This is a genomic window from Streptomyces flavotricini, assembly GCF_020639365.1.
Classification (GTDB): domain Bacteria; phylum Actinomycetota; class Actinomycetes; order Streptomycetales; family Streptomycetaceae; genus Streptomyces; species Streptomyces flavotricini.
In genome coordinates this window covers 3,019,576-3,041,877 of the sequence record NZ_JAINUL010000001.1, presented here as the reverse complement: position 1 = coordinate 3,041,877, position 22,302 = coordinate 3,019,576, and the positions used below count along the sequence as shown (strand labels likewise).

The window sequence follows — 22,302 nt, the reverse complement described above, 5'->3', positions numbered from 1 at the left end:
TCGACCAACAACCTTCCGGCGGTGCTACTAGCTAGTTAGTTGAATTCCAGCACGGTTAACGGCCGTGTTCCAAACAGTTGGAATCAGCCATTCCAAGAGCCTTATGTCACGCATAAAACGGACATAAAGAGCGAGCTGCGGCAAAAATGGAGCCAGTTGTGAGCGCAGCGGCACCGCCCGACCGCGCCCTGTGTCCAAGTGGCGGCAATTCACTGTCGAAACGTTATGAACAGAGAAGGCGGGCCGTGTCCTATGACACAGCCCGCCCTCTCACGTTGTGAAGAACCCGTGGTACTTGAGTGGTGCCCCTTGAGCGCCGCTCCCCGAGTCGTGTTACTTGAGTCGGGCCATGAGGGCGTGCTCGACGAGTGTGATGAGCGCGCTCTTGGCGTCCGCCCTGTGGCGGGCGTCGGTGGTGATGATCGGGGCGTCCGGGCCGATCTGCAGGGCCTCGCGGACTTCTTCGGGGGTGTAGGGCTGGTGCCCCTCGAAGCCGTTGAGGGCCACGACGAACGGCAGCCCGCTGTTCTCGAAGTAGTCGACCGCGGGGAAGCAGTCGGCGAGCCGGCGGGTGTCGACCAGCACGATCGCACCGATGGCGCCGCGGACGAGGTCGTCCCACATGAACCAGAAGCGGTCCTGTCCGGGGGTGCCGAACAGGTACAGGATGAGGTCCTGGTCCAGGGTGATGCGGCCGAAGTCCATGGCGACCGTGGTGGTCGTCTTGTCCCCGGTGTGGGTCAGATCGTCGATGCCGGCGGACGCCGACGTCATGACGGCCTCGGTGCGCAGCGGATTGATCTCCGAGACGGCCCCGACGAACGTGGTCTTGCCCACGCCGAACCCGCCCGCCACCACGATCTTCGCGGAGGTGGTGGAGCGGGCGGTTCCGCCATTAGAGCTTGCGAAGTCCACTGAGCACCCTTTCGAGCAGCGTTACATCCGGCGTGCCGCCGGCCTCTCCATTGCCCGGCTGGTGGATGGCCACCATTCCGGCCTCCGCCAGGTCGGCGACGAGGATCCGGGCGACACCGAGCGGCATCGACAGCAGTGCGGAGACCTCCGCGACCGACTTGACCTCACGGCACAGCGTGCATATGCGCTGGTGCTCGGGAAGCAGGCCGGACAGGTGCATCGGATCGGCCGTGGTGCTGACCAGCGCCTCGATGGCGAGCTGGTAGCGGGGCCGGGTCCGGCCGCCGGTCATCGCGTACGGGCGAACGAGCGGCTGGTCGCCTTCCGAGTACGAATCACCGTACGAATCGGAGTAGGCGGGGGGCGGGGTCATTGATCCTCCGGGCTGGACAGCAGTGGTCAGCGTGCCGTCTGACGGGGCGGCCGGTGGGGGGACGGTATGACGGCCTGACGGTGGTACTGGGTTCCGGGGCTGGCCCCCGGTCCCCCGGCCGGAAGTACCGTCCGGCCGGGAGATGTGGCGTCAGATGAGCAGGCTTCCCTGCAGCTCCGCGCGCAGGTCCGGGGTGAGGACGCTGCCGGCGCGGTCCACGAGGAGGGCCATCTCATAGCCGACAAGGCCGATGTCGCACTCGGGGTGCGCGAGCACGGCCAGGGAGGAACCGTCCGAGACGGACATGAGGAAGAGGAATCCCCGGTCCATCTCGACCACGGTCTGGTTGACGGCGCCGCCCTCGAAGATGCGGGAGGCTCCTGCGGTCAGCGACGTCAGACCGGAGGCCACGGCCGCCAGCTGATCGGCGCGGTCCCGGGGAAAGCCTTCGGACATCGCCAGAAGGAGGCCGTCGGCGGAGACCACCACCGTGTGGGACACCCCGGGGGTGTTGTCCACGAAGTTGGTGATCAACCAGTTCAGATTCTGTGCCGCCTGGCTCATCGAACTCAACTAACGCTCCTGCTGGTAAGTGGGGTCGATGTGGTAACTGCCGGTCGCCGGGCCGTTGTTGCCGGCCTGACGGCCCTGCTGGATACCCCGTCGGAGGTTGGTCAGACGGCCACGGACGTCGTCCGGCGCTCGCGAGACCTGCGGGCCCGACTGTGCGTCGGACTGCTGCTGCGCGGTGCCGGCCACGAGGTTCGCCCGCGGTACTCGGCGGGGCAGCCCCGAGGTGGTGATGCCGCCGGCGGCGGGCTGGCGCACGCGTTCGGCCTGCCGCATCAGCTCGTCGTTGGGCGAGGACCGCCAGCTGACGGTCGGCGAGCTGCCGGCCGCCGTCGGGGCGGGCTCGGCCGCGGGCTCCTGGCCGCGCTGCGGCAGCGGCTGCTGCAGGCGCTGCTGGGGAGCCGGAGCCGGGGCGGACTGCTGCGGCTGCTGGGGAACCGGTGCCTGACCGGGGGCCTGCGGGCCCTCCTGGTGGAACCAGTTCGACTCCAGCGTGTCGAAGATCGGGCTGCGCTCGTTGCCGTTGCCCGGGGCCGGCGGCAGCGCCTCCGGCTGGTGAGCCTGCGGCAGCTGCGGAGCCTGCGGCTGCTGGGGGGCGAATCCGCCGACACCGGGACCGCCGGGCCGCGGGGCCTGGAAGTCCGGGCGGGCGAACTGGCCCGTGGTGGACGGGTCCGCCGCACCGCGCGGCTCCGGGCGCTCGAACTGCCCGGTGGTGCTGTTGCCGGCCGGCGGGCGCGGGGCGTTGAAGTCCGGACGGGGGAACTCCGCCGTCGAACCCGGGCCCGAGAGCTCGTCGTGGCCGCGCGGGACCTCGTGGCCGGCGTGGCGCGCCTGGTCGGCGCCCCAGCTGGTGGTCTGCGGGATCCCGGCGGGACCGCCGCCCGCACCCGGAAGCTCCGGACGCGAGGCGCCACCGCGCGGCGGCAGCTGCGGCCGCGAGCCGCGCGGAGCCGGGGCGGCGGGTGCCGGGCCCCGCCCCCGCACCCCGCGCCGCCGCCGGAGTGCGCGGGCCGGGCCCGCCCGCCGCGCAGGACGGGCCCGGCCCCGATCCGGCGGACACCCCGGGGGGAACCCCCTGCTCCGCAGGGGTGCTTCCCGAGCCGTCCCCGGCGGCGGGAGCCGCGGCCGCGACCCGGTACCGATCGTTCCGCGGTGCGGTCTGTGGTGCTCCTCAAGCGGACTTCGAGGATTCCTCGACCCGCGGCGCCGAGCGTGACAGCGCCACGTCACCGCCGCCGCCAGCGGAAACACCTGCCACGAGAGGGCGATGCCGATGCCGATGGAAGAACCCCGGTGCGACGCCGCGCAGCGCGACCGCATCACGGCGCCCGTCCACGTGACCGGCCCCGCCGGACCCTGGGACGCGGTACGGGAGGGCATGGCCCGGCGCGGCAACGCCTCCGTCCACACCACCTGGGGCGAATGGCTCACCGCCGCCCTCGCGGAGCCGGCCCTGCGACCCCTCCTCGGCCGGGACTGGCAGCGCTACCGCCGCACCACCGACCCGACCATCCGGTTCCGCTTCGTCGCCTCCCGGCTCGCGGTCCGGTACACGGCCGCCGCCGCCCTCGGGACCGACCCCGCCAAGCTGGACCTCTCGTACAAGCCCGGCGGGCGCCCGTACCTGCGCGGCCTGGACCAGATCGACCTGAGCCTGACCCACACCGACGACCTGATCGCGGTCGGCATCAGCCGCAACGGCCGCATCGGCATCGACACCGAACCCGCCGACCGCAGGCTGGCGTTCTCCCTGCTCCACAACCAGGTGTGCACCGAGGCCGAGCGTGCCGAGCTCGCCGCCCTCCCCGAGGCGGAGCAGAGCGCGGGCATGCTGCGCCTGTGGACGTTGAAGGAGGCGTACACGAAGGCCCTCGGCCAGGGCCTGCGGATGGGTTTCTCCGAGTTCGGATTCGCCGCGGGGGGGTCGGACGGCACCGGTCTGCTCGCCCCCGACGGCACGCCCGCCGCCCACGGCGAGTGGGCCTTCGGCACCTACCCCGTCCTCGGCCGGTACCTCGTCAGCGTCGCCTGCCACGACGCGGGACTCGACCCGTCCCGGGACACCTCCGTGTCGACCATGCTCGACGAGGGATTCGTCGCGATGGTGTCGGGGCTGCTGGACCCCGTCTGACCCCAGCAGGACCTCGTCCGACACCCCCCGGCCGGGAGCTCGACCCGCTCCCGGGCCGGAATCAAGCCAAGCTGTAGCGCCCACGGTGAAGCTGGGCGACGCGACACCGGCCGGACCCGGTGCCTCTGTGTCGAAAGGGCCCGTATGAGCATCGTCGAGGAAAGACCACTGGAGACCGTACTCGCGCCGGACTCCCGACCCGCTGCGGACTCCCGACCCGCGGCTGCGATCTCCCCGCACCGGGAGGAGACCCGCTTCGCCTCCCTGCGCGAGCGCACCGCGGAACTGCACGCCGTACGGGCGCTGGCGGAGGCCGGCCCGAGCGAACGCGCCACCGCGGCCCAGCACTCGAAGGGCAAGCTGACCGCCCGCGAGCGGATCGAGCTGCTCTTCGACGAGGGTACGTTCAACGAAGTCGAGCAGCTCCGCAAGCACCGCGCCTCCGGCTTCGGCCTGGAGGACAAGAAGCCGCACACGGACGGGGTCGTCACCGGCTGGGGCAAGGTCCACGGCCGCACCGTCTTCGCGTACGCCCACGACTTCCGCATCTTCGGCGGCGCGCTGGGCGAGGCGCACGCCGAGAAGATCCACAAGCTGATGGACCTGGCCGAGGCGGCCGGCGCCCCGATCGTGGGTCTGTGCGACGGCGCGGGCGCCCGCATCCAGGAGGGCGTCACCGCGCTCGCCGGCTACGGCGGCATCTTCCAGCGCAACGTCCGCAACTCGGGCGTCATCCCGCAGATCTCCGTGATCCTGGGCCCGTGCGCCGGCGGCGCCGCGTACTCGCCCGCCCTCACGGACTTCGTCTTCATGGTGCGCGGCACCTCGCAGATGTTCATCACCGGCCCGGACGTGGTCCAGGCGGTGACCGGCGAGGCCGTCACGATGGAGCACCTCGGCGGGGCCGACAGCCACGCCGGCGCCTCGGGCGTGGCGGCGTTCGCGTACGACGACGAGCAGAGCTGTCTGGAGGACGTACGCCACCTCCTCTCCCTGCTGCCCTCCAACAACCGCGAGCTCGCCCCCGCCGGCGACCTCGAGGACCCGGTGGACCGGCGCTGCGAGAGCCTGCTGGACCTGGTCCCGGCCAAGCCCACACAGGGCTACGACATCCGCGACCTCATCGAGGAGGTCGCGGACGACGGGGACTACTTCGAGGTCCACGCCCAGTGGGCCCAGAACGTCGTCTGCGCGCTGACCCGCCTCGGCGGCCACGTCGTCGGCGTCGTCGCCAACCAGCCGGCCCACCTCGCGGGCGTCCTGGACATCCAGGCCTCCGAGAAGGCGGCCCGCTTCGTCCAGTTCTGCGACTCGTTCAGCATCCCGCTGGTCACGCTGATCGACGTACCCGGCTTCCTGCCGGGTGTAGACCAGGAGCACAACGGCATCATCCGGCACGGTGCGAAGCTGCTGTACGCGTACTGCAACGCCACCGTCCCGCGGATCTCGCTGATCCTGCGCAAGGCCTACGGCGGCGCCTACATCGTCATGGACTCGCGGTCCATCGGCGCGGACGTGGCGCTGGCCTGGCCGTCGAACGAGATCGCGGTGATGGGGGCGGAGGGCGCGGCGAACGTCATCTTCCGGCGCGAGATCAACGCCTCGGACGATCCCGACGCCACGCGGGCGCAGAAGATCAAGGAGTACCAGACCGAGCTGATGCACCCGTACTACGCGGCCGAACGCGGCCTCGTCGACGACGTCATCGACCCGGCCGAGACACGTGCGCGGCTCATCTCCACGCTCGACATGCTGCGGACGAAGCACACGCAGCAGCCGAGCCGCAAGCACGGGAACGTCCCCCTGTGACCGCCCCCGCGCCGGCTCCGGGCCCCACCCCGGACGCCGCCGGCGACACCCTGGCCCTCGCCCTCGCGGCCTCCATCCGCATCACCAGGGGCAATCCGACGGCGGAGGAGGTCGCGGCCCTGGCCGTGCTCCTCACCGCCCGGATCCGGCTCCGGAACGAGGCGCAGGCCTCCCAGACGGAGGCGCAGGTGCACAAGCTGCCCCTGCGCTCCCGACCGTCCTTCATCGCGCCGGGCGCCTGGGCCTCGTAGGCCCTCACCCACCGCCCGCCCCCCACCCGAAGGACGATCCCGCACGCCGCCCGGCCACCCCCCCCAGGCCGGGCGGTCGGCGGCATGCCCGGGGCACCCCCTCCCGACCCGGGCATGCCGCACACCCCCGGGCATTCCGCACCCCCGGTCAGCCCCGCTCGACCAGCACGGCGACGCCGTCCAGGATCCGCTCCAGCCCGAAGTCGAGCGGATCGCCCGGGCGGGGGGCGAAGGCACCGCCCGCGATGGCCGCGGTCAGCGCGGGGAACCGGTCGCCGTGCCGCGCCCACACGTCCGCCGTGAGCCGGTCCCATTCCTCGCGGCCCTCCGCGTCGTCGTCGGCGAGCTGCTGCGCCAGGCCGCGTACGTGCCCGACGAGCAGCAGGAAGGCCGCGTGCTGCTGCGCGTACGGGAGCCCCGTCTCCGACAGCGCGGCCAAGGCCGAGTCGATCCAGGCCAGTTGGCGGGGCCCCATGAGCTGACGGCGCATCCCGGTGGCCGCCACCATCCACGGCCGGCGCCGGTACTCCTGCCAGCACGCCCGTGCCCACACCTCCAGCCGCGGCCGCCAGCCCCCCGCCACGGAGGTGACGTCCGGCGCCGGCCCGAAGGCGGCGTCGACCATCAGGTCGAGCAGCTCGGCCTTGCCGGGGACGTAGCGGTACAGCGCCATGGTGGTCACGCCCAGGCGCGCGGCGACGCTCTGCATCGACAGTGCGTCCAACCCCTCCTCGTCGGCGATGGCGAGCGCGCTGTCCACGATGCGCTCGACGCTCAACGAGGGCTTCGGCCCGCGCTTGGGCTGCCCCTGCTCGCCCCACAGGAGGGCCAGGCTGGCCGCCGGATCACGCTTCTCGTCCCTGCTCCTGGCCATGGGGCCCCGTTCCTCGGATCGCCGTGCGCGCCGGACCTGTTGACGGTGCGCCAAGGAACTGTATATTACATAAACGTAATCGCTTATTGCGTACACAGTTCTCGTCGTCCGAGGAGTCCCGATGCTCGCCGAAGCCGCCGCCACCGTCCCCGTACTCCTCGCCGCGCCGGTCGCCGGGCTGCTCGGCCACCGCGCCGTGCGCCGCGCCCGGGGCGCCCGGCTCCTGCGCATCGACACCCCGAACGGCATCGACGAGCAGGGATTCGTCCGGATCGGCGGCATCGAGCAGTGGATCTCGATCCGCGGCGAGGACACGTCCAACCCGGTACTGGTCGAGATCCACGGCGGCCCCGGCGCCTCCCACTCGATCTTCGGCACGCGCACCCGCTCCTGGGAGAAGCACTTCACGGTCGTGCGCTGGGACATGCGCGGCGCGGGCAAGACCTTCGGCCGCTCCGGCCCGCGGGGGCAGGGCGAGATGAGCTTCGCCCGGCTGTACGAGGACGCCCTCGACGTCACCCGGTACGCCCGCCGCCGGCTCGCCGCCGACCGGGTCGTCCTCGTCGCGAGCTCGCTCGGCAGCGTCTTCGGCCTGCGCCTGGCCCGCAGCCACCCCGAGCTGTACTCCGCGTACGTCGGCACCGACCAGAACATCCTGGACGCCGGCCGCGACACCTCCGTCCACGAGGCGCTCCTGGCCCGCCTGCACGCGGCCGGCCGGCACAAGGACGCGGCCGCGGCGCGGGAGATGGGCTGCGCCCCGCACCGGATGACCGCCGATCAGCGGGCTTCGTACGACAAGCTGACCGTGGCCTCCGACCCCCTGACGCTCGACACCCTCAAGCGGGTGGTGCTGGGCTCGCTCTGGTTCTCCCCGCTGCACTCGCTGCGCGAGATCGGCCGGTACTTCGCGGGCATGAAGTTCTCCGCGCGGCTGACCCCCGACCTCGCGGCCTTCGACGACCGCGCCGACGGCACGCGCTTCGAGGTGCCGTTCTTCGTCTTCCAGGGCGACCGGGACGTCATCACCCCGCCCGGGCGCGCCCGGTCCTTCTTCGACGAGGTGCAGGCCCCGGTCAAGGAGTTCGCCCTGATCGAGGACGCGAGCCACTTCGCGTCCTTCCGCCACCCGGACCGGTTCCTGGACCTCATGCTGACCCGCGTCCGACCGCTGGTGGCCCACCGCGCGGCCGCGTGAGAGGCGTCTGCCGGGCCCTCGCCGCCCTGTGGGAACCTCGCCCGCCCGCCGGGCCCTCGCCGCCCTCCCCGCCCGAAACCTCAGTCGAGGACCGCGGTGGCCTCGATCTCGACCAGGTGCTCCGGCACGTCGAGGGCCGCGACGCCCAGCAGGCTGGCCGGGGGGACGGGGGTGACGCCCAGCTTCGCGGCCGCCCGCGCGACCCCCTCCAGCAGCAGCGGCATCTTGTCCGGAGTCCAGTCGACGACGTACACGGTCAGCTTCGCCACGTCCGCGAACGAGCCGCCGGCCCCGGCCAGGGCGGTGGCGACGTTGAGGTAGCACCGCTCGACCTGGGCGGCGAGGTCGCCTTCGCCGACGGTGACCCCGTCGGCGTCCCAGGCCACCTGCCCGGCGACGAAGACCAGCTTCGAACCGGCAGCGACCGACACCTGCCGGTAGACGGGGACCTCGGGCAGTCCGGTCGGGTTCACCAGGGTCACGGCCATGATGCGGAGCCTCCTCGTTCACGCTCTCTTGTGGTTACTCAGGAACCGTAGGAGAGTGGCCGGTGACATGGAAGAACGCACTTTTCGGTGACTGGGGAACCTGATGGTGACCAAGCAGCTCAGCGGCGTACCGCGCGATGAAGCGGACGTGCGGCGCGCCGACTCCCTGGGGCGGGAGATCTTCTCCGGCGTCGCCAACAAATGGGCGCTCCTGATCATCGAAGCCCTCGGGGACGACACCCTGCGCTTCGGTGAGCTGCGGGGCGAAGTCGAGGGCATCAGCCACAAGATGCTCACCCAGAACCTGCGCATGCTGGAGCGGTACGGGCTGCTGCGGCGCACCGTGTACCCCACCGTGCCGCCGCGGGTCGAATACGCCCTCACCGAGCCGGGCACGGCCCTGCGCGAGACGATCGACGGCCTGTGCACCTGGACCCACCGGTACGTCGGCGAGATCGAGGCCGCGTGCCGCCGCTTCGACGCCGGGAAGTAGCGCGTCAGGGGTTGTCAGGGGCGTCTGGGATGCCAGGGATGTCAGGGACGGTGAGGGCGGCCGTGGTGGTCGGCGATGGCCTCGGCCGACGCCCGGTGCGCGACCGCGGCCAGGACCGGGTTGGTCACGCGGTAGTAGTGCTCCGCCGTGAGCCCGAAGCGCAGGGCCCAGCCGCGGCCGCGGGCCCAGGTCGCGTCGTCCACGCCCGCCGCCTCGCGGAACACCTCGCGGGTGTCGGCGGACAACAGGGTCCAGGCCGCCATCACGTCGCACGCGGGATCGCCCACGCCCACGCAGCCGAAGTCGATGACCGCGGTGAGCCGGCCCTCGTGGCCGAGGAGGTTCCCCGGCAGCAGATCGCCGTGCAGCCAGACGGGCGCGCCCTCCCACTGCGGTACGCGAACGGCCGCCTCCCACGCGGCGGTCGCGGCCTCCGCGTCCAGCGTGCCGTCGGCGCCCAGGTCCCGGATCGCCGCGCGGACCTCGTCGTCGGCCGTACCCACCGGCCCGCCCCGGAACGACCGCGGTGCGCCGGACGTGCCGATGCGCCGCAGCGCCGCGACGAAGTTCCCCAACTCGGCAGCGGCTGAGTGCAGTTCGGCGAGGGGCTCGTCGAAGAGGTTCGCCCCGTCGAGCCAGCGGTACACCGACCAGGCGAACGGGAACCCCTCGCCCGGAACCCCCTGCCCCAGCGGCACGGGCACCTGCAGCGGCAGGTGCGGGGCGAGGTGCGGCAGCCACCGCTGTTCCTTGCCGACCTGGCCTTCGGCATCGGCGATGCGGGGCAGCCGTACGGTCTTGTCCGCGCCGAGCCGGTACATGGCGTTGTCGGTGCCGGCCGAGCGCACCTTCCGTATGGGCAGCTGCGCCCACTGCGGGAACTGCGCCGCGATCAGCCGCTCGACGAGAGCCTCGTCGATGTCCACCTCGTGGGCATGCATCTTCGTGTTCGTACCGGACATGGGGCGGAACGTACCCGCCGGACAGGTGGCCCCGCCAAGGGTTTTCCCGCGGCGGGGCGAGGGGTCCTGCTGGGCCGGACGCTGATGAAGATCGACGAAGAGGCCATCCCGACCGGCGGAGTCGGCAAGCGCACGACCGGCACGCGATCGGTCCTGATCGTGATGCTCGACGTCTACGCCCACCGAACCCGCTGACCGGCGCCGCGCCCTCGTGCGGGCAGCCCCGGGATGTCCGACCGGCGGGCGGAGGTCGCCTCCGCCTCCGTCGACGGCGCCCCGTCCACCGCGCTCGGAACGAGCGACCCCGCCGAACACGCCCAGGCCGTCGCCTTGTTGGAGGCCCTCGCGGAGCGCCTCGCGCCCGAGATGCTGGCCCGCCCGACGCCCGACGCCCGACGCCCGACGCCCGACGCCCGACGCCCGACGCCCGACGCCCGACGCCCGACGCCTGACGCCGGCCGTCCGGCTTCGTCGGCGCGTGCCGGTGCCCGGGCCTACGGGTCCCGGGCGACGGTTGCGGCGGAGGCTACCAGCGGTACGAGGAGACGTAGCCCGGGCCCGGTGACCCGACGCCCGTCACCACGTCGTAGCCGCGGACGGCGGCCAGCGAGCTGTCCTTGCCGAGGCTGCGGACCGAGGTCAGCAGCCCGTCCGCGGCGTCGACGGTGTTCGCGAAGTCGACGCGGGCGACGGCGAGGTCACGGTCCTTGCCCAGCGGGTGGTCCGTGACGTCGTGGTACAGCGGGGTCCCGGACCGGGCGTAGATCGCGGGGTTCGCGAAGCCGATCGGCAGGTGGCGGGCCTGCTGCGCCAGCGCCTGCACCGCGGCGATCACCGGGGCGGCCAGCGAGGTGCCGCCGATGCGGTACTCGTCGTACGAGACCGAGCCGTCGGGCCAGGTCTGCGTCTGCCCCACGAGGAATCCGGTGTTGGGGTCCGCGATGGCCGCGATGTCCGGAACGGTGCGCATCCGCGCGGCGCCGTTCGCCTTGGCGAGGGAGTCGGGTACGACGCCCCGCTGGTAGGCGGGCTGGGCGACCGTCGAACTCGTGCCGCCGCCCGCGCCGCTCGTGTAGACGCCCGGGAAGCCCGTCCAGCTGGTGCCGTCGGCGCTCAGCGGGGCCTTGAGCGTGCCCCAGCCCGTCTCGAACTGGTAGGTGTCGCCCTTGCCCACGGCCAGTGAGGTGCCGCCCACCGCCGTCACCCATGCCGAGTTGGCCGGGGTGTCGACCTGCTTCTTCCCCGTGTTGGCGACCTCGTCCCCGTCGTCGCCCGAGGAGAAGTAGAAGCCGATGCCCTCGACGGCACCCAGCTTGAACGTCTGGTCGTAGGCCGCCGCGACGTCCGGGGTCTCGTTGGCCTCGATGTCGCCCCACGAGTTGGAGACGATGTCGGCCAGCCGGCTGTCGACGACCTTGTTCAGGGCGTCGAGGAGGTCCGGGTCGTTGCACGAGGCGCCCGCGACGTACACGATGCCCGCGTCCGGTGCGACGGCGTGCACGGCCTCGACGTCGAGGGTCTCCTCCCCGTACCAGCCGGACGCGTCGCACTCCTCGGTCGCCGTGTAGTCGGCGGGCACGACCTGGCGGAGCTGGTTGGGCCTGTAGGCCTTGTCGCCGTTGCGCTGGGCGTACTGCCGCGCGTCCTGGGCGATGGTCGGCGAGGCGTACGCGTCGGTGATGGCGACGGTCACGCCCTGACCGGTGTACCCGTTCGCGCCGTAGGCCGCGCGCAGCTGCCGCCCCGTGTATCCCTTGACCGCGTAGGGGATCTTCGTGCCGTTGGCGTCGGGAAGGGTCTTCGCCACGTTCGACCCGAAGTAGGTGGAGAAGGGGCCGGCGTTGCGGAACCCGGCGCCCGGGCCCGGCAGGGCGTCCTGGTGCGCGGACCGGTGCGGCGCGTCGTCCAGACCGGTCACGGTGAGCACGGCGCCGGCCAGGTCCGCGGGGGCGGACGCCGTCCTCGCGGGGGCCCGGTAGACCTTGTCGCCCTTGCGGTAGTCGCGCAGCTGGGTGGCGAACGCCCTCTCCGCCGCCGCCACGTCCCCGGAGACGGATATGTAGTGCTGGTCGGAACCGGTGACGGTGAGACCCGCCTGCCGGAGCCACTGGGTGACGGCCCCGATCTGGTCGGCGGTCGGCCCGAACCGCGTCCGCGCCTCGGCGGGGCTCAGGTACTTCCCGTAAGCGGAGGACCGCGGGTCCGAGACGGCCTCGGCGTAGGCGCCGAGGCCCTTCGCGTCCCGCCCGGCCAGGTACACCCGGGCGTTCACCTTCGCGGACGGGGCGACCGCGCCCTGGTCGGCGGATGCGGTGGCCCAGGAGGGCTGGGTGCCCTCCAGGGCGGACCGCCCTCCGGGGACCGGCCCGGCCGCCTGCGCGGGCGGTATCGCGAGGGCGAACGCGCCGGTGAGCAACGGGAGTGTCGCTGCCATGACACCTAGGGTGCGGCGCCCTGTGCGGGTGCTTCTCATGTCATCCCCTGCAGTGAAGTGGAGTCTGTCGCGAGCTGGGTACGCGGACCGGCACGATGTGCGCGGCGCACGGCCGCAACTCTTGTCAGGAACCCTTCACGTCAGGGGCACGGGGTGATCAAGAAACCCCAAAGACCTGTCCAGGAAACAGAATTGACGCACCGGCAGGCGCGGCCACCCGCCCATCGGCGTGGCGGCACCGGACACCCTCTAGGAGGCTGCCGCTTCGGCGGTCGCGCGTACGGGCTGCGGCTGCGGCTCCGGCTGCTTCGTCTGGTTGCGTGCCAGGAGGCACAGCAGTAGCGCCGTCCCCAGGGCTGCGATCGGCAGCGCCGCCGTCACGTGCAGGGTCGCCACGAAGGCGTCCGCGTACGCCGTGCCCGCGGCGAGCTCCACGGCCGGCCGCCCCCGCAGCGGCGCCCCGACCGAGGCCGCCCCGATGACCGAGCCGATCTGGCGGATCGTGTTGTTCACCGCCGACGCCGCACCGGCCGGCCGCGGCTCCACCTTCCGCATCGCCTGCGTCGACATCGGCGCCACCACGCACCCGACGCCCAGGCCCGTCACCGCCGGCGCCGGCGCGAACAGGTACCAGGGCGTCGCCGCTCCGGCGACCAGAACGATCGCAGCCATCCCCGCCGCGTCCAGCGAAAGCCCCGCCATCAGCGGGTAGTTGCCGCCGATCCGGTCCGAAAGCCGCCCCGCGAAGGGGCCCACGGCCATCGACACGAGTGAGGACGGCGCGAGCGCCAGACCGGCTTCGAGCGCGCTCATGTGCAGACGAGGACGCCGCCCGGCGTGGGCCACGACACGGAGGTTATCCATTTTTTCTGATGCATCGATGTTGATGCAGTGGGGGAGGTGGCAGGCCAACACCCGGGGATTGGCCTGGGACCCGCCGGCCGCGCACCTGAGAGGCTGGCCCCCCGAACGCCGTGCTCAGGAGGTCGTCATGCAGGTTGCGGTGGTCACGTTCGACGGGTTCAACGAACTCGACAGCTTCATCGCGTCGGCCCTGGTCAACCGGTGCCGCAGGGACGGCCTGGAAGCCTTCATCACCACACCGACGCCCGTGGTGACCTCGATGAACGGCGTCGAGGTCAGCGGCCAGCGCCCCATGGAGTTCATCCCGGAGGCCGACGTCGTACTGATCGGCAGCGGGGTGAGGACGCGCGACGTGGTCGCCGACGACCGGCTGCTCGCCCGGCTGCCCCTGGACCCCGCACGGCAGCTGATTGGCTCGCAGTGCTCCGGCGCGCTGGTCCTCGCCCGGCTCGGGCTGCTGGGCGGGATGCCGGCCTGCGCGGACCTGACGAGCCGGCCGTACGTCGAGGCCTGCGGGGTCACCGTCCTGGACGCGCCCTTCCACTCCGAGGGCAACATCGCCACGGCGGGCGGCTGCCTGGCCTCGCAGTACCTCGCCGCGTGGGTGATCACCCGTACGCTCGGCGAGGAGGCCGCGCGCGGCGCCATCGGCTACGCGGCCCCCGTGGGCGAGCAGCGGGAGACGGTGGAGCGCGTACTGCGCGCCATCCGCGCTCCGGAGTCGGCCTCCGTACCGCGCTGACCCCTCAGGAGCGGTTCGCGGAGGCACCGAGCCGGAACCAGACCCACTTGCCGGCCCCGTCCGTGGCCACGCCCCAGGACTGGCTGAGGGCGGCGATCAGACCGAGCCCCCGCCCGGACTCGCGCTCCGCGCAGCCCGCGGGGGTCCGGTCCGCGGGGCCGAGGTGGGGGGCTTCGTCGCGCAGGGCGCACAGCAGCCGGCCGGTGCCCGCTTCGACGTCCACCACCATGCGGATGTGGGTGCTCACCGTGTGGCGGACCGCGTTGGTGACGGCTTCGGTCACGAGCAGGCGGGCGTCGTCCGCGACCGCGCCGCCGATGGCGGCCGCGGACAGGGCCCGCCGGGCCGAACGGGCGGCCTCGGGCGTGGCAGGGAGCACGATGTCGACGCGGTGAGCAGGCACGAGTGCCTCCGATCCCAGCAGGTCCCCCCTGCGGTTGCGGTCCTTCCACGCTAGGTTCGCCGGCCTCATGGTCACACCGCCCGGACGGCCGATCCCGGCCCCCCGCGACTCGTCCCTTCGGCCGCCCGCCGCACGGACCTACCCGGTGCCCGGAAGCCGGACCGTGACGAGGAGACCCCCGTCGGGGCGGGGGAGCAGGCCGAGGGTGCCGTCGTGGGCGCGGACGATGCTGCGCACGATGGCCAGGCCGAGGCCGACACCGGCGTGATCGTCGCAGGTGCGCACGCGTTCCGCCCCGCGACGGAAGGGCTCGGTGAGGGTCGCCGCCAGCTCCGGCGCGAGCCGGGGACCCGTGTTCTCGACCCGCAGCACGCTCGTGTCGCCGTACGCCTCGGTGTGGACCGTCACGGTACCCCCGGAGGGGAGGTTGTGGACGACGGCGTTCTGGACGAGGTTCGTCACCACCCGCAGCAGGAGCTCCGCGGAGCCGCCGGCCGGGGCCGCCCCGCCGGTGACGTCGAGCGTGATCCCGCGCCGCTCGGCGAGCGGGAGCAGTGTTTCGGCGGCTTCCTCGGCGAGGAGGGAGAGGTCGACGCCCTCGCGGACGAAGGTCGCGCTGTCGCCGCGGCCGAGCAGCAGGAGGGCCTCGGTGAGGTCGATCGCCCGCGTGTTGACCGCGTACAGCCGCTCGATGAGCTCGCCCCGGTCCCGCGCGGGGTCCTTGCGGGCGACGTCGAGGAGCGTCCGCGAGATCGCCAGCGGGGTGCGCAGTTCGTGGGAGGCGTTCGCGGCGAACCGCCGCTGCTCGGCGACGTGGGACTCGAGCTGCCCGAGCATCGAGTCGAACGCGTCGGAGAGCTCACGGAATTCGTCCTGGCGGCCCGGCAGGTGGATCCGGTGGGACAGCGACCCGTTCCCCGCCCTACGCGCCGCGTCCCCGATCCGCGTCAGCGGTGCGAGCATCCGGCCGGCGAGGACCCATCCCCCGACGAGGCCGAACACGAGCAGGAAGGCCATGGTGACGGCCGCCGCGGGGGCGAAGGTGTGCACGAGGAGGTAGCGGTTGGGCGAGATCCCCAGCAGGCCCCTGGAGTTGTCGGGTACGTGGCGCAGCAGGAACCCCCACACCACGGCCAGCAGGAGGGCGCCGGCGACGGCGAGGAAGCCCGCGTAGCTGAGGGCGAGTTTCAGCCGGGCGCTGAGCCCGGGACGCCTATCCACGCGGCGTACGGCCGGGGTCGGTGGTGTCCGTACCGGCGTCGATCCGGTAGCCGACGCCGGGCACCGTGGCGATCACCCACGGTTCGCCGAGCCGCTTGCGCAGTGCGCAGACGGTGATGCGCACGGCGTTGGTGAGGGGGTCGGCGTTCTCGTCCCAGGCCCGTTCCAGCAGCTCTTCGGCACTGACGACCCCGCCCTCGGCGGCGGCGAGGACTTCCAGCACCGCGAACTGCTTGCGGGTGAGCGCGACGTGGCGTCCGTCGCGGAAGACCTCCCGGCGGAACGGGTCGAGCCGCAGGCCCGCGAGTTCGCGGACCGGGGGCCGGGCGTGCGCGCGCCTGCGGTCGAGGGCCCTCAGCCGCAGGACGAGTTCCCGCAGGTCGAACGGCTTGGTGAGGTAGTCGTCGGCGCCGAGCCCGAACCCGGAGGCCTTGTCGTCGATCCGGTCGGCGGCGGTGAGCATGAGGATCGGGATGCCGCTGCCGGAGGCGACGATGCGCCGGGCGACCTCGTCGCCGGAGGGGCCGGGGATGTCGCGGTCGAGGACCGCGAGGTCGTAGGAGTGGACGCCGAGCAGTTCCAGGGCCGAGTCGCCGTCGCCGGCGATGTCGGCGGCGATCGCCTCCAGCCGCAGGCCGTCACGGACGGCCTCGGCCAGGTAGGGCTCGTCCTCCACGATCAGTACGCGCATGTCGGAAGCCTAGGGGTGTCTTGTCGGTCGGGCCGACCCCGCGAGCCCGGCCCGATCGGCGGGACACCCCCCAAGGGCTGTCCCGTGATCCCCGGCGGGCGCGCGGCGCCGGCTACGGCACCTCGCCGCGCTGTCGGGATCGCCCGCATACGCCCGGGGCCCGGTATGAGGACGACCCTTCGCCTTGCGATGCACCCCATCTGACGCCGCGCGCTGACCCACCGCGGATCGCGGGACAGCCCTTAGGCGGCGGGACACGTCGCCGGCGTGTGCGCGGACCCGCGCGAGGGCGCGCGCCACCAGCGGCGCGACGCCAGCCCGGCCAGTACGGCGCCGGCGGCGTTGACCAGTACGTCGTCGACGGAGGACACCCGGTCCAGCCGCAGGACGTACTGCGCGGTCTCGACCAGGGCCGAGCAGCCCGCCCCGAGCGCCAGGATCCGCGGCAGGGACGCCACGGCGGCGAACCGCATCGGGGCGAAGGCCCCGAGCGCCGCGAAGACCAGCAGGTTGCCGACGATCCCGAGCGGCCCCATCGTGACCAGGTCCCGCAGCGGCACCAGGCTCACCCGGGCGGGGGCGGTACCGGGCGCGGCGCCCGGCATCATGGTCAGCCAGAGGAACGGAACGGTCCCGTGCACCATGCCCACGTCGGCCAGGGAGATCCGCCGTGCCGTGGCGGCGCCGACGGCGTCCCGCCGGCGCCGGGCCAGGGCCCACGCCACCAGTACGGCCGGCGGCAGCGTGACCAGCGTCATGAGCACGACCCCGTTGAACGTGTCGTAGCAGCCGTGCCACCGCCCGGCCAGGCACCGCGGAGCGGACATCATGAGCGGCCGGCGCAGGACGAACAGGGCGCCCGCCAGGCCGAGTGCCGCGAGGCCGAGGAGCACGCCGCCGCGCGCACGGCGGGCCGGAGCCGACAGGGATGCGTCGTGGTTCATGCCCCCATGGGAGACGGAGGGCTGTTGCGGCGCCGTATGCGCTTTTCGATACGCCCGCGATATGCCCGCGACAAGCCCGCGATACGGGCAGGCGGCTCGCCCCGGTTCGAGTGGCCCGTCGGACACCCGGCCTAGGAGAACGGCCCCCCGGTCATGAAACGGTGCAGGTCGTGGGCGAAGCGTTCGGCCTCGCCCGGGGGCCACGAGGAGAGGCTCGCCATGATGTGCGCGGCCAGGCGGTCCCGGAGTTCCGCCACCGCGGCCCGGCCCTCCTCCGTGAGGACGAGCAGGTACGCGCGCCCGTCGGCGGGGTCCGGCTCGCGGCGGATGAGGCCGGCGGCCTCCAGGCGGGAGGCGCGGCGGGTGACGCCGGAGCGGTCGACCCCGACGTCGGGGGCCAGGTCGGCGGCGCTGCGGGGGCCGGTCCGGGCCAGGGTGCTGAGGACCGGGTACGTCAGCTCGTCCACCGCCTCGCCCATGCCCTCGGTGAGCCGCCGGTGCAACTGCGTGCGCGTACTGCGCCTGAGCAGCATGCCCAGCGCGTCCGCGATCTCGTGACCTGCTTGGTTCTCCACCCCCCAAGAATAGCGTGCGCCGCGCACGCTGTTGCTGCTACAGTGAAGGAGAAGCGTGCGAAGCGCACGCATTTCTTCCTCCTTCATTCCCTCGCCCGTAAGGAAATCCCATGAACCGCACCGGTATAGAGGCCGCCCTCAACGACCTGATCTTCAACCGCGACCTGACCGTCGAGGAGGCCGCCGACCGCCACTTCACCCCGCAATACCGCCAGCGCACGGACGGGGAGTGGGCCGACCGCGCCGGGTTCGTAGAGCACATCAAGCACGTCCGCGGCGTGGTGGCCGACGGCCACGTCGTGGTCCACGAGGAGCTGTACGACGGCGGCAAGTACGCCGACCGGCACACCGCCCACATCACGAAGAAGGACGGCTCGACCGTGCGCATGGAGGTCTACGTGTTCGCCGACCTCGCCCCCGACGGCCGGTTCGACCGCATCGAGGAGACCACCCTGATGCTCGAGGGCTCCGCCGCCGACCGCAACATCGGCAGCGCCCGCTAGACGGTTTCCGCGGAGCGGCTCAGGGCGCGGACTGGCTCAGGGCGCGGACTGCGGTCTCCTGGGAGTAGGCCAGCACGCCGATCGTCATCGCGCTCATGACGAGGGCGAAGAGCACGTGGCCGAGCGTCGAGGTCACGGCCAGGCCCACGGCGTTCAGGGCGAAGTGGCTGCCGACCCGCAGGGCGATGAGCGCGAAGGCGAGCTTGCGGGTCTCCTTGCCGCGCCACAGCGCCTTGGCGAGCTTGATCCGCCTGCGCATCATCGTCAGCGAGACGACGATGTTCACGGCCAGCAGGACCAGCAGCACGGGCCAGACCGTGGGGAAGGCCTTCAGGATGTCGAAGGCGGCCGCGAGCACGCCCTCGAAGCCGAAGAACCAGAGGGGCAGCCGGTAGTCGGCCGGAGTCAGGGCGCCGGTGTCGATCGCCTCGGCCGGCGCGTCCCCGGTCTTCTTCTCCAGGATGTTCATGCTGTCGCCCCCGTGATCGGTGTGATGATCACAGTCTGGCCGGGGTGAGGGACCTCGGGGCAGAGCCCCGGGTCACCCGTGCCGTATGACAGCTGTCATGTGCCGTCCGGCCGACGCCGTCTGACGGTGTGATGGGATAAGACGCATGGCTCTCATCGGACCAGGAAACCAGTCGCCGACAGGGCTGCCCGCACCCCCCTTCGACCCCGAACTGGCCGTCGCGCTCGCGGCCCTGGACGAGGAGTCGCGGGAGCCGATCACCCCGGAGAACCTCGCCGCCCGGCAGGAGCGGGACGCCACGTCCCGGCCCCGCCCGACCGCCGAGGACCTGTGCGCGGACGGCCGCTTCGAGGTGACGGAGTTCCAGGTCCCGGGAGCGCCGGGCGCCCCCGCCGTCACCCTGGTCGGCGCCCGCCCGTCCGCTCTCGCGGGGCGGCCGCTGCCCCTCCTCTACTACCTGCACGGCGGCGGCATGGTCATGGGCAACGCCTGGTCCGTGCTGCCGCGGATCCTGCGCGAATGGGCCCTCCCGCTGGAGCTGGCCGTCGTCTCCGTCGAGTACCGGCTCGCGCCGCGGGCGCGGTACCCCGAACCCCTGGAGGACTGCTACGCCGGTCTCGTCTGGGCGGCCGGCCACGCCGGCGAACTCGGCATCGACCCCGACCGCATCGTCATCGGCGGCAAGAGCGCCGGCGGCGGCCTCGCCGCGGCCCTCGCCCTCCTGACCCGCGACCGCGGCGGGCCCGTCCCCCTGGGCCAACTGCTGCTCTGCCCCATGCTCGACGACCGCGGCGCCACCTTCTCCAGCCACCAGATGACCGGCTCCGGCGTATGGGACCTCACCTCCAGCACCACGGGCTGGCAGGCCCTGCTGGGCGACCGCCGCGGCGCCGCGGACCTGCCGCCCTACGCCGCACCCGCCCGCGCCACGGACCTCTCCGGACTCCCGCCCGCCTTCATCGAGGTCGGATCGGCCGAGATCTACCGCGACGAGGACGTGGCGTACGCGAACGCCATCTGGCAGGCCGGCGGCCAGGCCGAACTCCACGTCTGGCCCGGCGCCTGCCACGGCTTCGACGGCCTGGCCCCCGCGGCCGCCCTCACCCGAGCCGCCCGCGAAACCCGCACCCACTGGCTCCAACGCCTCCTCACCGGGCCGGCCGACTCGGCGCCCCGGCGGTAGCCGGGCGTCACTCCAACGGCCGAGCCGCGTGCGCTCCCGAGGCGCCCGCGCGCCGCCCGGGGCAACGCTGGAGCAGCTGCCCGTTCACAGGAAGGGGTACTGCCGTGCCACCGAGGATCGACTCGTGCACCAGGACTCCGTGGCACAGCAGGGCCGTTGCTCCTGCTACCTGGCCGCCGCGTACCTGGTCCACCACCCGGCACTCGACGGCGCCGCCGCCGTACTGCACGTACGGGAACGGCTCGGCTGGGTGCGGCTGCGGCGCCCCCGGCGCGTGGTGATCGGATACCACCGTCCGCCGTGGCAGCGGTACGAGGGACACGGGCGGCCGCCGGCCAGCCCCAACGGACATGGTGGAGAAGCTGCGCATCGCGGTGGCGATGTCCCCCGCGCAACGGCGGGCGCACACCGCCCGCCTCGCCGCCCTCCTGGACACCCCGCCGCCCGCCGCGTGGGCACGTGCGGTCATCGCGGCCATCGAGGGGGTCTGAGTCCGTCCAGGGTGAGGTCCAGGAGGCGTTCGGCCTGCTCGCGCTGTTCGGGTTGCGCCGAGGTGAGGGCGATGCCGGCGAGGGCCGCGAACATGTCGGTCGGGCCGATGTCGCTCCGGATCGCGCCCGCTTCGGCGCACGCGTCCATCAGAGCGGCGATGGCGGTCCGGATCATGTCGTGGCTGTGGGCGTACGGGTTGCTCCCCGAAGCGGCGATGGCGCGCAGGGCGTCGGCCATGCCCAGTTTGGCCGTGGCGTAGTCCATGAAGAGGCGGGTCCACGCGCGCAGCGCCTCGTACGGCGGCTGCGCCGCCAGCAGCTCGGGGACGACGTCGCGCAGCCGGGCCACTTCGTTGCGGTAGGCCTCCTCGACGAGCGCCTCGCGGGTGGGGAAGTTGCGGTACAGGGTCGCGGTGCCCACGCCCGCTTCCCTGGCGATCCGTTCGAGGTGCGCGTCCAGTCCCTCCTCGGTGAACACCCGTACCGCGGCGGCCAGGATCTTGTCCCTGTTGCGTTGCGCGTCGGCTCTCAGCGGGCGTGCTGCGTCCGGGGTCATCGGCTACCGCCGTCCTCTCTCTCGTTCTCGCCGTTTGCTAAGTGGAGGCGCGCCCAGTTAGCCTGCGATAAGTGGTGGCGCCTCCACTTGACTCTAGGGCATGCCCTGGCCTGCCCGTATCGCTCCTGGAAGGACTGCCGAACATGTCGGGAACATCGGGAATCGAAGGCAAGGTCGTGGCGATCACGGGCGCCGGCAGCGGTATCGGCGAGGCGACCGCCCTGCTGCTCGCCGAACGCGGCGCCAAGGTCGTCCTCGGGGCGCGCCGCACGGAGCGGCTCGAGGCCCTGGCCGCCCGCATCGAAGCGGCCGGCGGAGAAGCCGCCTGGACGCGCACCGACGTCACGGTGCGCGAGGACCTGACCGGGCTCGTCGAACTGGCGCGCGGCCGGTTCGGCAGGCTCGACGTCCTCGTCGGCAACGCCGGAATCGGCCTGATCTCCCCCCTCGACGAGGTCCGCGTCGAGGACTGGGAGCGGATGATCGACGTCAACCTCAAGGGCGTCCTGTACGGGATCGCCGCCGCGCTGCCGGTCTTCCGCGAGCAGGGCACCGGGCACTTCGTCAACACGGTCTCCACGGCCGGACTGCGCGTCGTCCCGCTCCAGGCGGTGTACGCCGCCACCAAGAACGCCGTGCGCACCCTCTCCGAGGGACTGCGCCAGGAGGCGGGCGACAGCCTGCGCGTCACGGTCGTCTCGCCGGGTGTCACGCGTACCGACTTCCCGGACTCCATGTCCGCGGAGATGCGGGCGCAGGTGCGCGACCGCATGGACGCGATCGCGATCCCGCCGGACGCCATCGCGCGCGCCATCGCCTACGCCGTCGAGCAGCCGGACAACGTCGACGTCGGCGCCATCGTCGTCCGCCCCACCGCACAGGCGTAGACGCGGACGGGTGACCGGGACGGGTGACGTGCGAGGGGGATCGGGGCGTGCCACCCTGTTCGCAGGCCTCGGGAGATGCAGCCGCGACGAACGGAGCGCGCTGTGGGACATCCGCTACGTGTCACGGCGCCGCGGCGCCGCGCGGCCGCCGTCTGCGCCGCGCTGCTGCTGGCCGCCCTCGCCCCGGGCGCGGGCGCCGGCGCGGCCCCCGCGCCCTCCCCGACCCCGTCCCCGCCCCCCCCCTCGACCCCGTCCCCCCCGCCGTACGGGGC

At 72.9% G+C, this 22,302-nt stretch carries 25 protein-coding genes and 1 pseudogene; 10 read left to right on the top strand and 16 right to left on the bottom strand.

The genetic code is table 11. From position 1 onward, the window contains the following. Positions 1–333 precede the first annotated feature (333 nt). From K7B10_RS13480 to K7B10_RS13465, 4 genes and pseudogenes are all read right to left on the bottom strand, one after another. Positions 334–915 carry a GTP-binding protein gene (locus K7B10_RS13480; RefSeq protein WP_048475966.1) on the bottom strand — a complete coding sequence of 194 codons (582 nt, stop codon included), beginning with the start codon at positions 913–915 and terminating at the stop codon, positions 334–336. Next, positions 896–1,288 carry a DUF742 domain-containing protein gene (locus K7B10_RS13475; RefSeq protein WP_030859942.1) on the bottom strand — a complete coding sequence of 131 codons (393 nt, stop codon included), beginning with the start codon at positions 1,286–1,288 and terminating at the stop codon, positions 896–898. The genes K7B10_RS13480 and K7B10_RS13475 overlap by 20 nt, the downstream gene beginning before the upstream one ends. A 150-nt stretch (positions 1,289–1,438) precedes the next feature. Further along, positions 1,439–1,852: a roadblock/LC7 domain-containing protein gene (locus K7B10_RS13470; RefSeq protein WP_008739864.1), complete on the bottom strand. Its 414-nt coding sequence runs from the start codon at positions 1,850–1,852 to the stop codon at positions 1,439–1,441. Between the two features lie 9 nt (positions 1,853–1,861). Then, a pseudogene (locus K7B10_RS13465) lies at positions 1,862–2,884 on the bottom strand (hypothetical protein); the annotation flags it as partial. Between the two features lie 256 nt (positions 2,885–3,140). Here K7B10_RS13465 and K7B10_RS13460 point away from each other — a divergent pair. The 3 genes from K7B10_RS13460 to K7B10_RS13450 all read left to right on the top strand — a co-directional run bounded on the left by K7B10_RS13460 (position 3,141) and on the right by K7B10_RS13450 (position 6,052). Beyond that, entirely contained in the window at positions 3,141–3,992 is an 852-nt protein-coding gene (locus K7B10_RS13460) for a 4'-phosphopantetheinyl transferase family protein (RefSeq protein WP_229336308.1), read from the top strand. Positions 3,993–4,136: 144 nt separating this feature from the next. Then, entirely contained in the window at positions 4,137–5,801 is a 1,665-nt protein-coding gene (locus K7B10_RS13455) for an acyl-CoA carboxylase subunit beta (RefSeq protein ID WP_229336307.1), read from the top strand. Continuing rightward, positions 5,798–6,052, top strand: coding sequence for an acyl-CoA carboxylase epsilon subunit (locus K7B10_RS13450; protein WP_229336306.1), 255 nt, complete (start codon positions 5,798–5,800; stop codon positions 6,050–6,052). The genes K7B10_RS13455 and K7B10_RS13450 overlap by 4 nt, the downstream gene beginning before the upstream one ends. Before the next feature lie 148 nt (positions 6,053–6,200). Here K7B10_RS13450 and K7B10_RS13445 read toward each other — a convergent pair whose 3' ends face one another. After that, on the bottom strand, positions 6,201–6,926 hold the full coding sequence (locus K7B10_RS13445; RefSeq protein WP_229336305.1) for a TetR/AcrR family transcriptional regulator: 726 nt from the start codon (positions 6,924–6,926) through the stop codon (positions 6,201–6,203). Positions 6,927–7,047: 121 nt separating this feature from the next. Here K7B10_RS13445 and K7B10_RS13440 point away from each other — a divergent pair, with 121 nt between their 5' ends. Next, positions 7,048–8,124, top strand: a complete 1,077-nt coding sequence (locus K7B10_RS13440) for an alpha/beta fold hydrolase (protein ID WP_229336304.1) — start codon at positions 7,048–7,050, stop codon at positions 8,122–8,124. Between the two features lie 80 nt (positions 8,125–8,204). On the opposite strand, the gene K7B10_RS13435 is transcribed toward K7B10_RS13440, so the two are convergent. After that, a complete protein-coding gene (locus tag K7B10_RS13435) occupies positions 8,205–8,612 on the bottom strand; it encodes a RidA family protein (RefSeq protein ID WP_229336303.1) in 408 nt (135 codons plus the stop codon). Positions 8,613–8,715: 103 nt separating this feature from the next. Between K7B10_RS13435 and K7B10_RS13430 the strand changes: the two genes are divergently transcribed. After that, complete coding sequence (locus K7B10_RS13430; protein WP_229336302.1) at positions 8,716–9,105, top strand: winged helix-turn-helix transcriptional regulator; 390 nt, start codon at positions 8,716–8,718, stop codon at positions 9,103–9,105. A 41-nt stretch (positions 9,106–9,146) separates the two neighbouring features. Here the strand turns inward: K7B10_RS13430 and K7B10_RS13425 are convergent, their stop codons facing one another. The 3 genes from K7B10_RS13425 to K7B10_RS13415 all read right to left on the bottom strand — a co-directional run bounded on the left by K7B10_RS13425 (position 9,147) and on the right by K7B10_RS13415 (position 13,314). After that, positions 9,147–10,067 carry an aminoglycoside phosphotransferase family protein gene (locus tag K7B10_RS13425; RefSeq protein ID WP_229336301.1) on the bottom strand — a complete coding sequence of 307 codons (921 nt, stop codon included), beginning with the start codon at positions 10,065–10,067 and terminating at the stop codon, positions 9,147–9,149. A 526-nt stretch (positions 10,068–10,593) separates the two neighbouring features. Further along, complete coding sequence (locus K7B10_RS13420; protein ID WP_372481405.1) at positions 10,594–12,540, bottom strand: S53 family peptidase; 1,947 nt, start codon at positions 12,538–12,540, stop codon at positions 10,594–10,596. 210 nt (positions 12,541–12,750) lie between these two features. After that, positions 12,751–13,314, bottom strand: coding sequence for an MFS transporter (locus K7B10_RS13415; RefSeq protein ID WP_229336299.1), 564 nt, complete (start codon positions 13,312–13,314; stop codon positions 12,751–12,753). 178 nt (positions 13,315–13,492) lie between these two features. On the opposite strand from K7B10_RS13415, the gene K7B10_RS13410 reads away from it, so the two are divergent. After that, positions 13,493–14,107, top strand: coding sequence for a DJ-1/PfpI family protein (locus K7B10_RS13410; RefSeq protein ID WP_229336298.1), 615 nt, complete (start codon positions 13,493–13,495; stop codon positions 14,105–14,107). Positions 14,108–14,111: 4 nt separating this feature from the next. Here the strand turns inward: K7B10_RS13410 and K7B10_RS13405 are convergent, their stop codons facing one another. From K7B10_RS13405 to K7B10_RS13385, 5 genes are all read right to left on the bottom strand, one after another. Next, positions 14,112–14,510: an ATP-binding protein gene (locus K7B10_RS13405; RefSeq protein ID WP_229336297.1), complete on the bottom strand. Its 399-nt coding sequence runs from the start codon at positions 14,508–14,510 to the stop codon at positions 14,112–14,114. Positions 14,511–14,648: 138 nt separating this feature from the next. Further along, positions 14,649–15,731, bottom strand: coding sequence for a sensor histidine kinase (locus K7B10_RS13400; protein ID WP_229336296.1), 1,083 nt, complete (start codon positions 15,729–15,731; stop codon positions 14,649–14,651). Continuing rightward, on the bottom strand, positions 15,724–16,422 hold the full coding sequence (locus tag K7B10_RS13395; RefSeq protein ID WP_229336295.1) for a response regulator transcription factor: 699 nt from the start codon (positions 16,420–16,422) through the stop codon (positions 15,724–15,726). Before K7B10_RS13395 ends, K7B10_RS13400 begins: the two co-directional genes overlap by 8 nt. Before the next feature lie 242 nt (positions 16,423–16,664). Then, entirely contained in the window at positions 16,665–17,366 is a 702-nt protein-coding gene (locus tag K7B10_RS13390; RefSeq protein WP_229336294.1) for a VanZ family protein, read from the bottom strand. 131 nt (positions 17,367–17,497) lie between these two features. Next, positions 17,498–17,941, bottom strand: a complete 444-nt coding sequence (locus K7B10_RS13385) for a MarR family winged helix-turn-helix transcriptional regulator (protein WP_229336293.1) — start codon at positions 17,939–17,941, stop codon at positions 17,498–17,500. Between the two features lie 110 nt (positions 17,942–18,051). Between K7B10_RS13385 and K7B10_RS13380 the strand changes: the two genes are divergently transcribed. Further along, entirely contained in the window at positions 18,052–18,444 is a 393-nt protein-coding gene (locus K7B10_RS13380; protein ID WP_229336292.1) for a nuclear transport factor 2 family protein, read from the top strand. A 19-nt stretch (positions 18,445–18,463) separates the two neighbouring features. Here the strand turns inward: K7B10_RS13380 and K7B10_RS13375 are convergent, their stop codons facing one another. Beyond that, positions 18,464–18,913 (bottom strand): hypothetical protein, encoded by a 450-nt coding sequence (locus K7B10_RS13375; RefSeq protein ID WP_229336291.1) that lies wholly within the window; start codon positions 18,911–18,913, stop codon positions 18,464–18,466. Positions 18,914–19,058: 145 nt separating this feature from the next. On the opposite strand from K7B10_RS13375, the gene K7B10_RS13370 reads away from it, so the two are divergent. Further along, positions 19,059–20,096 carry an alpha/beta hydrolase gene (locus K7B10_RS13370; RefSeq protein ID WP_229336290.1) on the top strand — a complete coding sequence of 346 codons (1,038 nt, stop codon included), beginning with the start codon at positions 19,059–19,061 and terminating at the stop codon, positions 20,094–20,096. Positions 20,097–20,446: 350 nt separating this feature from the next. Beyond that, positions 20,447–20,587, top strand: a complete 141-nt coding sequence (locus K7B10_RS13365; RefSeq protein WP_229336289.1) for a hypothetical protein — start codon at positions 20,447–20,449, stop codon at positions 20,585–20,587. Here K7B10_RS13365 and K7B10_RS13360 read toward each other — a convergent pair. Further along, positions 20,562–21,143 carry a TetR/AcrR family transcriptional regulator gene (locus tag K7B10_RS13360; RefSeq protein ID WP_229336288.1) on the bottom strand — a complete coding sequence of 194 codons (582 nt, stop codon included), beginning with the start codon at positions 21,141–21,143 and terminating at the stop codon, positions 20,562–20,564. The genes K7B10_RS13365 and K7B10_RS13360 overlap by 26 nt on opposite strands. A gap of 143 nt (positions 21,144–21,286) precedes the next feature. On the opposite strand from K7B10_RS13360, the gene K7B10_RS13355 reads away from it, so the two are divergent. Beyond that, complete coding sequence (locus tag K7B10_RS13355; protein WP_229336287.1) at positions 21,287–22,030, top strand: SDR family oxidoreductase; 744 nt, start codon at positions 21,287–21,289, stop codon at positions 22,028–22,030. The last annotated feature ends 272 nt before the right edge of the window (positions 22,031–22,302 follow it).